The sequence below is a fragment of the Pseudoxanthomonas taiwanensis genome (assembly GCF_010093135.1).
In the GTDB taxonomy this organism is placed as follows: domain Bacteria; phylum Pseudomonadota; class Gammaproteobacteria; order Xanthomonadales; family Xanthomonadaceae; genus Pseudoxanthomonas; species Pseudoxanthomonas taiwanensis.
On the sequence record NZ_PDWK01000001.1, the window covers coordinates 1 to 13,861 of the forward strand.

The 13,861-nt window shown below is 68.1% G+C and carries 18 protein-coding genes; 16 read left to right on the plus strand and 2 right to left on the minus strand.

The annotated features are described in order from the left end of the window. Positions 1 to 180 (plus strand): hypothetical protein (locus CR938_RS00005; RefSeq protein WP_162123031.1); only part of this gene is annotated, 180 nt, incomplete at its 5' end. Positions 181 to 999: 819 nt separating this feature from the next. On the opposite strand, the gene CR938_RS00010 is transcribed toward CR938_RS00005, so the two are convergent. Together CR938_RS00010 and CR938_RS00015 are read right to left on the minus strand one after the other, a co-directional pair. Beyond that, positions 1,000 to 1,995, minus strand: a complete 996-nt coding sequence (locus CR938_RS00010; RefSeq protein ID WP_162123032.1) for a phage portal protein — start codon at positions 1,993 to 1,995, stop codon at positions 1,000 to 1,002. After that, positions 1,995 to 3,761, minus strand: coding sequence for a terminase large subunit domain-containing protein (locus tag CR938_RS00015; protein ID WP_281350192.1), 1,767 nt, complete (start codon positions 3,759 to 3,761; stop codon positions 1,995 to 1,997). Before CR938_RS00015 ends, CR938_RS00010 begins: the two co-directional genes overlap by 1 nt. Positions 3,762 to 3,912: 151 nt before the next feature. Between CR938_RS00015 and CR938_RS00020 the strand changes: the two genes are divergently transcribed. The 15 genes from CR938_RS00020 to CR938_RS00090 all read left to right on the plus strand — a co-directional run bounded on the left by CR938_RS00020 (position 3,913) and on the right by CR938_RS00090 (position 13,829). Continuing rightward, positions 3,913 to 4,713: a GPO family capsid scaffolding protein gene (locus CR938_RS00020; RefSeq protein WP_162123033.1), complete on the plus strand. Its 801-nt coding sequence runs from the start codon at positions 3,913 to 3,915 to the stop codon at positions 4,711 to 4,713. A 14-nt stretch (positions 4,714 to 4,727) separates the two neighbouring features. Next, positions 4,728 to 5,741, plus strand: coding sequence for a phage major capsid protein, P2 family (locus CR938_RS00025; RefSeq protein WP_162123034.1), 1,014 nt, complete (start codon positions 4,728 to 4,730; stop codon positions 5,739 to 5,741). A gap of 11 nt (positions 5,742 to 5,752) precedes the next feature. Beyond that, positions 5,753 to 6,610 carry a phage terminase small subunit gene (gene gpM / locus CR938_RS00030; RefSeq protein ID WP_246190910.1) on the plus strand — a complete coding sequence of 286 codons (858 nt, stop codon included), beginning with the start codon at positions 5,753 to 5,755 and terminating at the stop codon, positions 6,608 to 6,610. A gap of 96 nt (positions 6,611 to 6,706) precedes the next feature. Then, on the plus strand, positions 6,707 to 7,168 hold the full coding sequence (locus CR938_RS00035; RefSeq protein WP_162123035.1) for a head completion/stabilization protein: 462 nt from the start codon (positions 6,707 to 6,709) through the stop codon (positions 7,166 to 7,168). After that, positions 7,168 to 7,380, plus strand: coding sequence for a tail protein X (locus CR938_RS00040; RefSeq protein ID WP_211365139.1), 213 nt, complete (start codon positions 7,168 to 7,170; stop codon positions 7,378 to 7,380). The genes CR938_RS00035 and CR938_RS00040 overlap by 1 nt, the downstream gene beginning before the upstream one ends. 3 nt (positions 7,381 to 7,383) lie before the next feature. Then, a complete protein-coding gene (locus CR938_RS00045) occupies positions 7,384 to 7,710 on the plus strand; it encodes a phage holin family protein (protein ID WP_162123036.1) in 327 nt (108 codons plus the stop codon). Next, the gene (locus CR938_RS00050) at positions 7,703 to 8,338 is read left to right on the plus strand and encodes a glycoside hydrolase family 19 protein (RefSeq protein ID WP_425502381.1); all 636 of its coding nucleotides are present in this window, start codon (positions 7,703 to 7,705) and stop codon (positions 8,336 to 8,338) included. The genes CR938_RS00045 and CR938_RS00050 overlap by 8 nt, the downstream gene beginning before the upstream one ends. Then, on the plus strand, positions 8,338 to 8,898 hold the full coding sequence (locus CR938_RS00055; RefSeq protein ID WP_246190914.1) for a hypothetical protein: 561 nt from the start codon (positions 8,338 to 8,340) through the stop codon (positions 8,896 to 8,898). Before CR938_RS00050 ends, CR938_RS00055 begins: the two co-directional genes overlap by 1 nt. Then, the gene (locus tag CR938_RS00060; RefSeq protein ID WP_162123037.1) at positions 8,895 to 9,308 is read left to right on the plus strand and encodes a phage tail protein; all 414 of its coding nucleotides are present in this window, start codon (positions 8,895 to 8,897) and stop codon (positions 9,306 to 9,308) included. The genes CR938_RS00055 and CR938_RS00060 overlap by 4 nt, the downstream gene beginning before the upstream one ends. Next, positions 9,305 to 9,763, plus strand: coding sequence for a phage virion morphogenesis protein (locus tag CR938_RS00065; RefSeq protein WP_162123038.1), 459 nt, complete (start codon positions 9,305 to 9,307; stop codon positions 9,761 to 9,763). Before CR938_RS00060 ends, CR938_RS00065 begins: the two co-directional genes overlap by 4 nt. A gap of 84 nt (positions 9,764 to 9,847) precedes the next feature. After that, complete coding sequence (locus CR938_RS00070) at positions 9,848 to 10,744, plus strand: baseplate assembly protein (RefSeq protein ID WP_162123136.1); 897 nt, start codon at positions 9,848 to 9,850, stop codon at positions 10,742 to 10,744. Next, positions 10,737 to 11,279: a phage tail protein I gene (locus CR938_RS00075; RefSeq protein WP_246190916.1), complete on the plus strand. Its 543-nt coding sequence runs from the start codon at positions 10,737 to 10,739 to the stop codon at positions 11,277 to 11,279. Before CR938_RS00070 ends, CR938_RS00075 begins: the two co-directional genes overlap by 8 nt. Continuing rightward, entirely contained in the window at positions 11,276 to 12,817 is a 1,542-nt protein-coding gene (locus tag CR938_RS00080; RefSeq protein WP_162123040.1) for a tail fiber domain-containing protein, read from the plus strand. Before CR938_RS00075 ends, CR938_RS00080 begins: the two co-directional genes overlap by 4 nt. Further along, on the plus strand, positions 12,814 to 13,179 hold the full coding sequence (locus tag CR938_RS00085; protein WP_162123041.1) for a hypothetical protein: 366 nt from the start codon (positions 12,814 to 12,816) through the stop codon (positions 13,177 to 13,179). Before CR938_RS00080 ends, CR938_RS00085 begins: the two co-directional genes overlap by 4 nt. Further along, positions 13,179 to 13,829, plus strand: coding sequence for a hypothetical protein (locus CR938_RS00090; RefSeq protein ID WP_162123042.1), 651 nt, complete (start codon positions 13,179 to 13,181; stop codon positions 13,827 to 13,829). Before CR938_RS00085 ends, CR938_RS00090 begins: the two co-directional genes overlap by 1 nt. The last annotated feature ends 32 nt before the right edge of the window (positions 13,830 to 13,861 follow it).

The window sequence follows — 13,861 nt, forward strand, 5'->3', positions numbered from 1 at the left end:
ACCCTCGCCGCCCGCGAAGTGCTGGCCGAACTGGCTCCGGACGGCATCACCGTCACCACAAGCGAAAACGGCGACCTCGTCGCCGAGATCGCCGCTTCGCCTGTGCAGCTAAATGTGGTAGCGGGGGGGCGCTCCGTACTCTGGCTGTCACAGCCGATTCGGATCAACATCCTTCGCTGAGCGCGGCATTCTACAGATCGACCAGTCAGAGGACAAGTCGCCCGGCTACCAGTCTGGCGGCAGCCACACGCTCCGTCGTTGTTGTGAGCTCCGGGCGCGGGGCTGGGGCCGATCGACTTTGCCGTGGCCGGGCAGCGCTCGGCCACCGCTCTGCCGGCTGCCCAGGAGACCATGTGTTGCGCTTGTCATGGAAGTGACGGAGATCGCCCTGATTCAAAAAAATCTGTGACCATCGGAAACGGGTTACAAAGGTTACATGCCGGTTCTCATTGAGATTTACCACTTACAATTCAATGACTTATGTAACATTGTTAAAGGTTACATTTGGGTAACTTTTAGGTTGTCATGCAACCTTGCAGAAGGTTGCTTCGTCGACCTCGACAGCCCTTTAAAATCAATGACATAACCTCGCATGCAACCTGATGTAACCTTTCCGGGTTGCATGATTACTTCATGCAAATCAATCACTTAACCTGGAAATTCGGGGCATGTAACCTTTGCAACCCGTTTCCGATGGGCACGGAGAAATTGGCCCGCCGCGGCCGGCCCTCCCCCCTCATGTTCCACGCAGGGAATCGCAGGGTTCCACGCGCCCACGTCAGCGACGCCACGCCTGATGCGCCGTGGCGATCCTCCACTTGCGGGTGTGCAGAAAAAACCGCATGCGAAGCGCCGGCGTGGCGCGGGGAGAATGCGGCGCGCGGCTGGTGCCGGCGGTGGGGGCGGACGCCGCGGCACGAAAAAGCCGCCTCGAGGGCGGCTTGTGGGGAGGGCTGGGGCCGGGCAGGGCTGCTGCGGGGCAGCAGATATCCTGGCGCGCTACGGTTGATGCTGGAACCGGGTGAAGCGGATCACCTCTTCCCCCACCCAGTCGTTGACCTTGAGCATCCTGTGCTGGAGCGGCTCGAGCTCCAGCATCGCCCAGACCTGGGCGGCCTTGCCGATGTCGCCGAACCCGCCGGCATTCGTCGGCACCACGCCCAGCAGCTGCGGCGGCACGCGCAGCGCGGCGAGCATGTCGTCGCGCGTGATGTTCTTGACGCCGGTGAACTCGTCCTTGGCGGCGACTTCGCTGACCGGGATCAGCTGGATGCCATCCTTCTTGCCGTTGGGCGAGTGGAGGAACAGGTTGCGGAAGTTGCCCGGCCCCCGGGCGTTCTTGAGCGCATCGCGCAGTGCGCTGACGTCAGCGTCGTTCACCTGTGGATCCGATAGGTACAGGATGAACCCGGCGTGGCTGCCGTTGTTGTAGTACTTGCGCCGGAACAGCGTAGCCGATTCGTTGAGCAGCGCCGCCTGCATGGCCGGCAACCACTCGGGCAGCCCGTAAATCTCCTGGTCCACGCTGGCTTCGCGCAGCTGGAACACTTTGCCGCGCGGAAATTCATGGTCCTGCCCCCAGCCTGTGACCTGGAAGAACCGCCCCGGGTCCACGCCGCGGCGCACGTACCGGGCCAACGGCGGAACCAGGGCCTGCGGCGCGCCCAGCCGATTGTCGCGGCGTTCGAGGTAGGCCATGCCGAAGGTGAGCCAGTCAGTGGCGAACTGCTCGAACGCCTCCCGCGACAGCAGCCGGTGCGGCACGAAGGTGCGTGCCAGCATGTTGCGCTTGAACATCAGCCCGGTCTGCAGGTAGACGTTGCTGCGCGTCAATCGCGCCAGCGCATGCAGTGGCAGCGGCGGCTCGTACCAGCGTCCGTTTTTCCAGCACTCCACGTAATCCAGCAACCCGCGCGAATCGAGCACGGGTTCCGGGTCACCAAACGTGAAGGCCTCGATACGCGGCTCCTGCGTCGCCGTGGTCTCGTGGATCATTACAGGATCTCCATCATGCTGCCGGAGCGCCCGGCCTGGCTCTCCAGCGGTTCGTTATGCAGGGCGTGCATCAGCGCCCAGGCCAGATCGGCGTGGCCGGTGATCCGGTTGCGCCCAGCGGTATAGGTCACCTGCCGGCCGCTGGCGGTCACCGTCTTCTGGATCGCGAGCAGCGCCTGGGTGAGATCGGTCCAGCCGGCGTCGTACTGCAAACGACGGTTCTTGATCACGTCGTAGGCCTTGAGCACCAGGGCGTTTTTCAGTTCGACCGAGTACTGCATGGCCGTCACCGCCGGGAAGAACTGCCGCACCAACTGCGCCACGCCGGACCCCATGCCGGTGGCATCGATGCCGATATAGGTGACCCAGTACCGATCGGTGACCTTGCGTATCGCCTCCGCCTGGGCCGCGAAGTCCATGCCCCGGAACTGGTGCCGCTCCAGCACCCGAAACGGCTCGCCCGGCGTGGTCGGCGCAGCCACCACCACCAGTCCGGCGCTGTCGCCGGTCTCCGCCGGGTCGTAGCCCACCCACACCGGACGATCGCCGTAAGGCCGCACGGCGAACGGCTTGAAGTCCCCGGCCCAATCGACCAGGGCGTCCACCTGGCACGGCTGCAGCATCGCCAGCGGAAATACGCTGGCGCTGTCGTCGATGAACTTGCACAGAAACAGATTCGCGAAATCCTCCGCGCTGTACTCCAGCCGCAATTCCTCGATGTCGAACAGCGTGCAGCCGGCGCGCTCGGCATCCTCGATGGTGACGATCTGGCGCCAGATGCGGTCCTCGCACAGCCGCCCGCTGGCCAGCGCCTTGTGGCTCACGTCGATCTCGATCTGCTGCGCCGCAGTACGCCCCTTGTTGAGCCGGGTGCCATCCCAGAACGGACAGGCCTCGTGCGCCAACGTGCTGGGCGTGCTGAAGTAGGTCTTTCGCCAATGCTTGTGTGTGGCCATGGCGCTGGCCAGCTTGTTCAGCTCGCCGAACCTCGGCACCCAGAAAAACTCGTCGAAGTAGAAATCGCCGTGGTAGCCCTGCGCGGTTCGGCTGCTGGTACTGACGAAACGGATTTCCGCACCGTTGTCCAGCTTGATCAGGTCATCGTTGGCGCGCAGCTCGCGGTCCAGAACCTGGCGCACGAAGTCCTGCATGTAGTTTTTGAAGATGAAGCTCTGGTTCTTGCTGGCCGACAGGAAAATCTTGTTGTGGCCGGTTTCCAGCGCATCCACCAGCGCCTCGCGGGCGAAGTAGAACGTCGCGCCGATCTGGCGGCTCTTGAGGATGACCCGGGTACGCTGGTTCTTCTCGCGATACCACGCCCGCTGGTACTCGAAGCAGGCGTCCAGGAACGCATCCTTCAGCCGCTCGATTTCATCATCGCTGAAGGCATTCTTCTTCGGCGGCTTCTTCGGCCCTGCATTGCGGTTGGCCACCGCGGGGTTCAGGTCCGCTTCGTTGCCCCCGCCCTGGTAGCGCTGGATGCGCGCCTGCCGCTCCAGCTGCCGGTGCAGCAGGTCAATCTCCTTGAAGTCCCCTCCGCTCTTGCCCTCCTTCAGGATCAACTGCACCAGCCGCGCCTCCAGCGCCCCGCCGATCCGCTCCACGTTGCCGGCGTCGTCCCACCCGTCCCGGGCTTTCCAGGCATGGACCGTTTTCTCGTTCAGTGCCAGCTCGCGCGCGATCTCGCACACGCGCCATCCCGTCCAGTACAGGAAACGGGCACGCCGGCGCGGGTCCATGTCGACGTAGGCAGCATTCTCGATCACGGCAGCCAGCCTGCGTGATGCGGCTCAACCTCCGAAGTTCTCCACGGCGTAAATCGTCCATCTACACCGCGCCCGCGTTGCCGCCGGCTGCCGGCCTGCCCACCCTGCTGAACCGAGATAGCGCCGCAGGCGCGTTGGGAACGAGGCCAGCATGAGCAAGAAGTACCGCAGCAAGTGGTTCCGCGTCGCGGTCGAAGGCGCCACGATCGACGGGCGCAGCATCGACCGTAAGTGGATCGAGGAAGCCGCTGCCAACTATGACCGCAACACCTATGGCGCGCGCGTGTGGATCGAGCACCTGCGCAGTCTGACTGCGGACGACAGCAGCCTGTTCCCGGCCGTTGGCGACGTGCTTGCGCTGAAGGCCGAGGAGGTGTCCATCGGCGGCGAGAAGAAGCTGGCCCTGTACGCGCAGATCGAACCCACCGAAAAGCTGGTGGAGATCGTCAACACCCGCAAGCAGAAGATCTACACCAGCGTGGAGATCACACCGAAATTCGCCGACACCGGCCAGGCCTACCTGACCGGCCTGGGCGTCACCGACAGCCCGGCCAGCCTCGGCACTGAAGCGCTGGTATTCAGCGCCGTGCGCCGGCAGCGCGGCGACCGTGTCTACAGCCCCGGCGAGGAGACGCTGATCGAGTTCGAGGAAGCAGACGCGCCCTCGAAGCTGGATGCGCTGTTCGCCAGGCTGGAGACCCTGCTGGGCGGCAAGCCGGCACGTCATGACCCGGGCCCGGAACCACTGCCCGCCCTGGTGCGCGAGTTCGCTGAGACCGCGCGCAGCGATGTCGCGGAACTGCGCGCCGCCCTGGACCGGAACGCCACCGCCCTGGCGGAGCTGCGCGCCGACGTCACCGCCCTGCGCGACCAGTTGTCCGCCACGTCGGACGGCAGCCCCCCACGTCCGGTCGTCGCCGGCGCCCACAACATCGCCCTCACCGAATTCTGAGATCCGGAGCCCCCATGCGCACTGCCACCCGAACCCACTTCGACGCCTATCTGTCGCGGATCGCGCAGCTCAACGGCGTGTCCGATGCCACCCGCATCTTCAGCACCAGCCCCAGCGTCCAGCAGACGCTGGAGACGAAGATGCAGGAGTCCAGCGAATTCCTGCGCCAGATCAACATGATCGGCGTGCGCGACCTGGCGGGCCAGAAAGTGGGCCTCACCATCACCAGCACCATTGCCAGCCGCACCGACACCAGCGGCAGCGGCGTGCGCAGCCCCATCAATGTGGCCGACACCGACGCCCGGGGCTACGAGTGCAAGCAGACCAATTTCGACACCGGCATCCCCTATGCCCTGCTGGACGCCTGGGCGAAGTTCCCGGACTTCCAGACGCGCCTGAGCAACGCGATCCTGCGCCAGCAGGCGCTGGACCGGATCATGATCGGCTTCAACGGCGTCAGCGCCGCGGCCACCACGGACCGAGCCACGCATCCGCTGCTGCAGGACGTGAACATCGGCTGGCTGCAGCACTACCGCGACGACGCCCCGGCCCGCGTGCTGGACGAAGGCGCCACCAGCGGCGTGGTCAAGGTGGGCGGCACCAACCCGGACTACGCCAACCTCGACGCGCTGGTCATGGACGCCGTCAACAGCCTGATCGAACCCTGGTACCAGGACGACACCCGCCTGGTGGCGATCGTCGGCCGCGACCTGCTCAACGACAAGTACTTCCAGATCGTCAACCGCAACCTGGACCCGACCGAGCAGCTGGCCGCCGACATCATCACCAGCCGCAAGCAACTGGGCGGCCTGCCGGCGGTGCGCGTGCCGTACTTCCCCACCGGCACCATCCTGATCACGGCCCTGTCCAACCTCTCGCTGTACTGGCAGGAGGACGGCCGCCGCCGCTACATCCGCGACGAGCCGGAGAAGAACCGCGTCGCCAACTACGAATCGTCCAACGACGCCTACGTCGTCGAGGACTACGGCTTCGGCTGCCTGATCGAGAACATCCAGCTGGGCGACTGACGGAGGCCCGAATGAGCATTGCCCGACGCAGTTTCGAGGCCAAAGCGGCCGCCCACCGGCGCGCGCGCGCCGCCGCCGCGGCCGAGGTCGCGCGCAAGGCCACCGCCGCGGCCGAGCCCACCCGCGTCCAGCCCGCGATCGCCACGGCGGTCATGCCGGCACCGGTGCAGACCCCGGCCCAGCGCACCCGGGTACGCAAGCAGGTGACGGTGGAGCAGGCCGATGGCAGCGCCCTGCGAGGCGACCTCACCCAGTACGAACAGCACCTGGCCAAGCTCCAGCAGGACCGGCTGCGGCTCAAGCAAGTGCAGTCCAAGGCCGCCAAGTCCCAGATCAAGCGCGAGCTGGTGGCCGAATACGACCCCTACCTGGACGGCGTGCTGGCCGCCGACACCGGCTCCCCCGACGAAGTGCTGACCACCTTGCTGGTGTGGAACATCGATGCCGGCCGGTTCGAGCGTGCCCTGGAGCTGGCCGCCTATGCCTTCCGCCACGGCCTGGAAACCGCCGACCGCTTCAGGCGCACCCTCGGCACCCTGGTGGCCGAGGAAATCGCCGAGGCCGCGCTGGACGCCCTGGCCGCAGGCGACGCCGTCGGCCACGTGCCCGTGGACGTGCTGGCCCGCACTGCCGACCTGGTGACCGGCCAGGACATGCCCGACGAAGTGCGCGCCAAGCTCTTCCTCGCCCTGGGCCGCAGCGTGCTGGCGAATGCCGGGGACGCCGGGGACGCGCCCGGCGCCGAATCGCTGTCCCATGCCGTGGACTGGCTGCAACAGGCCATCGCCCTGCACGCCGGATGCGGCGGCAAGAAGGATCTGGAGCGCGCCCAGCGCCTCCTGAAGAAACAGGCCGGCCCTGCCGGCTGACCAGGCGCCCCCGCGCACCCGCCGGCTCCGGGCATCACGCGGCCTCTCTCCCCGCGTGCGCTGCCCGGACCACCGGCGACCTGAACAGGAACCACCATGTCCGGCTTCATCGCCACCGCCCCGTCCACCGCGTCCGGCCTCGCCAACGACGGCTGGTGGCCCGACGTGTCCGTGCAGGCCGTGCGCGACGAGCTGCGCCTGGACGGCACCGTGACCGAAGCCCGCCTCGAGGCCGCCCTGCTGGCCGCGGTGATGACCGTGAACGACGAACTGGCCGCCTGGCGCGCCGCCCGGGAAGCGGAAGGCCACGCCACCCTGGCCGACGTACCCGCCCCGCAGATCGGCGGCGCGTCGCGCCTGGTGCGGCTGTACCTGCGCGCCACCGCGTGCTGCGCCGCGGCCGACATCGCCGAGCAGTACCGCAGCTTCGATGCGACCAGCGCGGGAAACCAGCGCGCCGACGCCCTGACCCCCTCGATCGACGAACTGCGCCGCAACCAGCGCTGGGCGATCCGCGACCTGCTCGGCGCCGGCCGCGTCACCGTGGACCTGATCTGATGCGCGTCGCCGCACGCCAGCACGACACCCTCGACGCCCTGTGCTGGCGCCACCTGGGCCGCACCGCCGGCGTCGTCGAACAGGCGCTGGACCTCAACCCCGGCCTGGCCGCGCTCGGCCCGGTCCTGCCCATCGGCACCGTGGTCATCCTGCCGGACACCCCCCCTGCCACCGAACCCCACGTCCAACGCCTCGTACAGCTCTGGAACTGACCCATGCACACCCCACGCGACCCCACCAGCATCAGCCTGCTGACCTACGCCTGGGTCATTGCGCTGTCGTCATTCGGCGGCCTGGCCAGCTTCCTGGGCAAGTACCGCCGCGGCGAAGTGCGCGCGATCAACATCACCGAGCTTGTCGGCGAACTGGTGATCAGCGCCTTCGCCGGCATCATCACCTACTACCTGTGCACGTGGTCGCAGCTGGATCCGATGCTGACCGCCGCCCTGGTCGGCATCTGCGGGCATATGGGCAGTCGCGCAGTGCTGCTGGCCGAGCAGCGCCTGCGTCGCATGTTCGACCGCATGGGACCCCATGCTTGACGCTGCCACCTTGTCCCACGTGATGGGATGTCCGATGCGCCGCGCCGCCCACTGGGCCACCCCTCTTGCCCGTGCCATGGAACGCCACGGCATCACCACCCCCCGTCGCGCCGCGCACTTCCTGGCCCAGATCGGACACGAGAGCGCGAGCCTCTCGCGCCTGGAGGAGAACCTCGACTACAGCGCCGCCCGTCTGCGCGAGGTCTGGCCATCCCGGTTCGACGCCGCCACCGCCCGCGCCTACGCCCGCCAGCCCGAACGCATCGCCAACCGCGTCTACGCCAACCGCCTGGGCAATGGCGACGAAGCCAGCGGCGACGGCTGGACCTACCGCGGCCGCGGACCGATCCAGCTCACCGGCCGCGCCAACTACCGCCGCATGGCCCGGATCACCGGCCTGCCCCTGGAGGCCCAACCAGCGCTAGCCGCCGAGATCGACGCGGGCGCACTGATCGCCGCGGCGTGGTGGCAGGACGCGGGACTGAACACGCTGGCCGACACCGGCGACATCCTCGATGTCAGCCGCCGGGTGAACCTGGGCACCACCCGGACCCACCGCATGCCCAATGGGCTGTCGGACCGGATCACCCGCACCCGCCGCGCCCTGGCACTGCTGGAGGCCGCCTGATGCCGTCGCTGCGCCTGCTCTCCTCGATGGCCCTGGTGGCGGTACTGGCCCTGGCCGCCGCCGGTGGCTGGTGGCAGGCGCGCCGTCTGGCCGCCGCGCAGGCGGCCGTCTCACAGGCCGCCGCCGAACGTGAGGCCCTGCATGCCACGCTGGCGCGCCTGCGGGCCGAACTCGATGCCGCCCGCGCCACGCCCACCCTCATCACCCGTTACGTCGACCGCGTGCAGCACGTCCAGGCTGCCGCCCACGCCATCCGCCAGGAGATCCCTGCCCATGTCACGCCTGCTGCCGATGCTGCCTGCCCTGTGCCTGCTGGCTTCGTGCGCATCCACGACGCCGCGGCCGCCGGCCTGCCCGCCCCGGACCCCGCCGCCGGAGATCCTGATGCGCCCGCCCCCGGCCTTGCGCTCTCTACCGTCGCCGACACCGTCGCCGACAACTACGCCACCTGCCACGCCATCACCGAGCAACTGACCGCGCTGCAAGACTGGGCGCAGCGCCAAGCCGCGACCGAGCAGCAGCCGGAAACTGCGGCTGCCGATGCCATGGTGACCCGATGATCAAGCCTGCCGCGCTGCGCGCCGCGCTCACCGCCGCCCTGCCCGACCTGGCCCGCGACCCGGACCGGCTGCTGGTCTTCATCGACGCCGGCAGCGTCGTCTCCACCCACGCCGAGGGGCGCAGCTTCGAATACCGCTACACCCTCAACATGATCATCACCGACTTCACCGGCGACCCGGACGCGGTGATGATCCCGCTGCTGGACTGGGTGCGCGAGCACCAGCCGGAACTGATGGCCAACTGGACCCACCACGAGCGGATCACCTTCGAAGTGGACGTGCTGGCCAACGACGCCGTGGACCTGTCGATCGCCCTGCCCCTGACCGAACGCGTGGGCGTGCATACCGACGCCGAAGGCGGCACCGCCATCGAACACTACCCCGAGCCGCCCCGCTGGCCGGCCCCATGAGCGAGCTGGACGCACTGGAAACCTGGGCGGCGCCGCTGCTGGCGCGGCTGCAGCCGGCCCAGCGCACCCGCCTGGCCCGCGCCATCGGCACTGCCCTGCGGCGCAGCCAGGGCCAACGCATCGCCCGCCAGCGCAACCCGGACGGCAGCCCCTACGCCCCGCGTCGCACACGTGCACGCGTGCGCGACAAGGCCGGCCGCATCCGCCGCACCCGGGCGATGTTCGCCGGCCTGCGCAAGGCCCGGTATTTGATCGTCCGGGCAGGCCCGGACAGCGTCGCTGTGGGGTTCATCGGTCGCACCGCCCGTATCGCCCGCGTCCACCAGGAGGGGCTGGTCGATGCCGTGGCCCCAGGGGGCCCGCGCGTACGCTACCCGCGGCGCGTCCTGCTGGGGTTCACCGACGCCGACCGTGACCGGATCCGACACCTGCTGTTCGAGCACCTGGGCGCATGATCCCGCACGGCATGTACGGCGCCCGGTTGTACCGCCCCGGCTTACCGCATGGCATGGATGCGCGATCCCGATTCCGGGGCGACCATGCCAGCCATGACCTTCACCGCGGTCGACCTCTCGCGCCTGCCCGTCCCGGACATCATCGAGCAGCTCGACTACGAAACGCTGCTCGCCGATGCGCTGGCCCAACTGCGCGCCCTCGACCCGACCTTCGACGCCCTGGTCGAATCCGATCCCGCCTACAAGATCCTGCAAGTTGCGGTGTACCGCGAACTGCTGCTGCGGCAGGACTTCAACGAACGCCTGAAGGGCACCATGCTGGCCTACGCCACCGGCGCGGCCCTGGACCACCTGGGCGCGCTGATGGGCGTGCAACGGCTCGTCCTGGACCCGGGCGATCCAGGCAACGGCATCCCCGAAACGCTCGAATCGGACACCGACTTCCGCCGCCGGATCCAACTGGCGCCGGAGGGATTCTCCGTCGCCGGCCCCGAGGGCGCATACGTCTACCACGCACTGGCGGCCCATCCGGACGTGCTCGATGCCAGCGCCACCAGCCCCTCCCCCGGCGAGGTGGTGGTCACCGTGCTGTCGCGGCATGGTGACGGCAGCGCATCTTCGTCCCTGCTCGATGCCGTATCGGCGTCGCTGTCCAGCGACGACGTGCGCCCCATGACCGACCACGTGACCGTGCAGGGGGCCACCATCGTCCCCTACGCGATCGCCGCCACCCTCTACACCTACGCCGGCCCGGATCCGGCCGTGGTGCTCGCCACGGCCCAACGCCGGCTGCAGGCCTACGTGTCGCAGTCCCATCGGCTGGGCCGCGACGTCGCCCTCTCCGGCATTTTGGCCGCCCTGCATGCCGAAGGTGTCCAGCGCGTGGCCCTGTCTGCTCCCACTGCCGACATCGTGGTCGACCGCACCCAGGCGGCCTGGTGCGCCAGCATCGACATCGCGCATGGAGGCGTCGATGAGTAGCCTGCTGCCGCCGAATGCCACCCAGGCCGAACGTGCGCTGGAGGCCGTCACAGCCCGCATCGGCAGCGTTCCCATCCCGCTGCCTGCGCTGATCGACCCCGCCACCTGCCCCGAGCCGCTGCTGCCGTGGCTGGCCTGGGCGTTGTCGGTGGACAACTGGTCGGCCGACTGGCCCGTGGCCGTCAAACGCGCCCAGGTCGCCAACGCCATCCCGATCCAGCGCCGCAAGGGCACCGCGGCCAGCGTTCGGCAACTGGTGGCCGCCTTCGGCGGCAACATCGCCCTCCGTGAGTGGTGGCAGCAATCGCCGCCAGGCACCCCGCACACGTTCGACATGACGCTGACCGTCGCTGCCGGCACTGCGGCCGATCCAGCGTTCATCGATGCCGTCATCCTCGGCGTCCACCGCACCAAACCGGTCCGCAGCCACTTCACATTCACCCTGGGCCTGTCGGCGGCCGGCGCCCTCGGGCTGGCCGCTGCGGCGCGCCTGATCGCCTACCGCCGCCTGCACCTGCAGCAACCTGCCCCATGACGACCCTGCCCATCCACATCACGGCCCAGGGCCGCGCCGCCCTGGTCAACGCCACCCACACCGGCACCGCCCCGGTGACGATCGCCAGCGTCGGCGTCACCGAGACCTGGTTCGACCCGTCCACCGACCCGCCGGCCCTGCCCGGTCAGCTCAAGACCCTGTCCACCATCGCCGGCACGGTCGTGGCCGCCGACGTGATCCACGTGACCCTCCGCGACGACAGCGCGGACGCCTACGACCTGCGCGGCTTCGGCCTGTACCTGGATGACGGCACCCTGTTCGCCGTCCACGCCCAACCCGACGTGATCCTGGCCAAGACGGCCAGCACGATGCTGCTGCTGTCGGCCGACATCCAGCTGGCCGACATCGATGCCGCCAGCATCACATTCGGCGATGCCAGCTTCGCCAACCCGCCCGCCTCCGAAACCGTCTCCGGCGTGCTGCGCCTGGCCACCGACGCCCAGGCCATCGCCGGCACCGACCGCACCCGCGCGGTACCGCCGGGCGCGCTCAAAGCGGCACTGGACGCACGCCTGGGCCCGGCGGCCCCATCCTCGTTCATCAAGGGCCTGCTGTCGCTGGCCACGGCTGCCGCCCTGCGCGCCGCCCTGTCCATCAAGTCGGCTGCGCTGAAGGACGAAGGCGCGGGCAAAGGCCTGGACGCCGACACCGTCGACGGACGTCACGCAGCCGAGTTCGCAGCGGCCGCGCATACGCACGGCTGGACCGACATCATCGGCACGCCCACCGCTTTCCCTCCGGCCGCGCATACGCACGGCTGGACCGACATCACCGGCACGCCCACCGCTTTCCCTCCGGCCGCCCACACGCACGCGGCGGCTGACATCATCAGCGGCACGCTGAATGCCGACCGTATTCCGACGCTGGCGATATCCAAAGTGGCGGGCCTGCAGGGCGCGCTGGACGGCAAGGCCAACTCCGATCACACGCACTCGGCTTCGGACATCACCAGCGGCACGCTTTCTGACGCGCGGCTGCCGAGCACGATGCATGGCAAGACGTTCCTGGACAGCTGCACGATCAAGGGAGGTCTTGCCCTTGGCTCGCAGGCAATCTATCTGTACGAGAAAAGCAGCGACGGCAGCCTTGGCGTTCGTGTTGGTCCCGAAGGTGGGCCGCACGGCTGGTTTTCGTTCAATGCGGACGGAAGGTTTGTCGTGCCAAACAACGGCGCCAGCTTTGGCGGAACCGTCTATGCAAGCTACGTGACGGCAAGCGGGTTTTCGGTTGCCTCGTCACGCAAGCTGAAGCGCGACATCAGGCCGCTACACGTCGACGCCGACATCGTCGACCGCTTCCAGCCCGTGACCTTCCGGTACAAGGCCGCGCCCGAACGCGAAGTCGCCGGCCTGATCCGCGAGGATGTCGCCGACATCTTCCCGCTGGCGTGTACCGAAGACGGCATCGACTATGGCCAGCTGGTACCCCTGCTGATCGCAACGATCCAGCACGACCGCGCCCAGCTACGCGACCTGGCCGCTCGCGTGGCGGCGCTCGAACACCGGAGCAACGCATGACCAACACCCGCATCCGCACCGACGCACTCGGCAATCGCATCGAGCGCATCGCGACAGAGACTCACATCTTCTATGACCCGGCCCATCCCGCCACGGCGCAGATCGTCTTCCAGGGCGAGGAATACCTGACCGATGCCGGTGGCGATACCATCGTCGCGAAGATCGACGGCCGGCAGTCGCTCCGCATCGAGCTGGCGGACATTGCCGCCAAGACCTACGACGCCGGCACTGACCCTGTGACCGGGGCCAATCTGTCGCAGATCAGCCCCGCTGGTATCGCGCAGATCATCCGCGCGGTGTACGACGCCGAGCACAACCTGGCCCATGCCGCTGGCGTCGCCGATCCTGAAGGCGCAGCATGATGCCTGCCGGGTACCGCAACAGCGCCGGCGTCGACTTCGACGAACTCTTCGACCCATACGAGCAGGGCGAAAAACCGGCACCCACGGGCTATCGCACGTCCGATGGCGCTGACCTGTGCGAGCGATATGCACCGCTCGCATACGGCAGCAAGGGGCCGGATGTCGGGTACCGCAACAGCGCCGGCTTGGACCTGTCGAACCTGTGGGCGGCGCGGGGCACGGCGCAATACATCACCTGGAACTTGCCGCCAATCGTCGCGGCCGGCAATTCGAATCAGCTTCACCCGAACGGCCACGCCTCGTTCGAACTTCGCAACAACGGGGAAATTTGGACCTACGTCAACAACCCAGGCGCGGTCGCGAACAAGCTTGCGAACTACGTTTCCGATCCGTCGAAGCTGTCGCAATACGAAGTCCTGGTCACGAAGACATCCGGCAACGCGACTGTCGAGAACGCGGGGTCGTGGCAGAACCTGGGCACGTCCCGATGGTTCGGCTACGACGTGAACGTGTTGGACACGACCTATACCGCCGTTTGCACGGTTCAGATTCGCAAGGTCGGGACGACGACCATCGTCGCCAGCACGACGGCCAGCCTTAGCGCGCGCTGGAGTTCCGCCGGCGGTGGCGGGCCGCCGATCTTGGAGTAAGCGCGGACATTCCCGCGGCGCGAATTATCGAC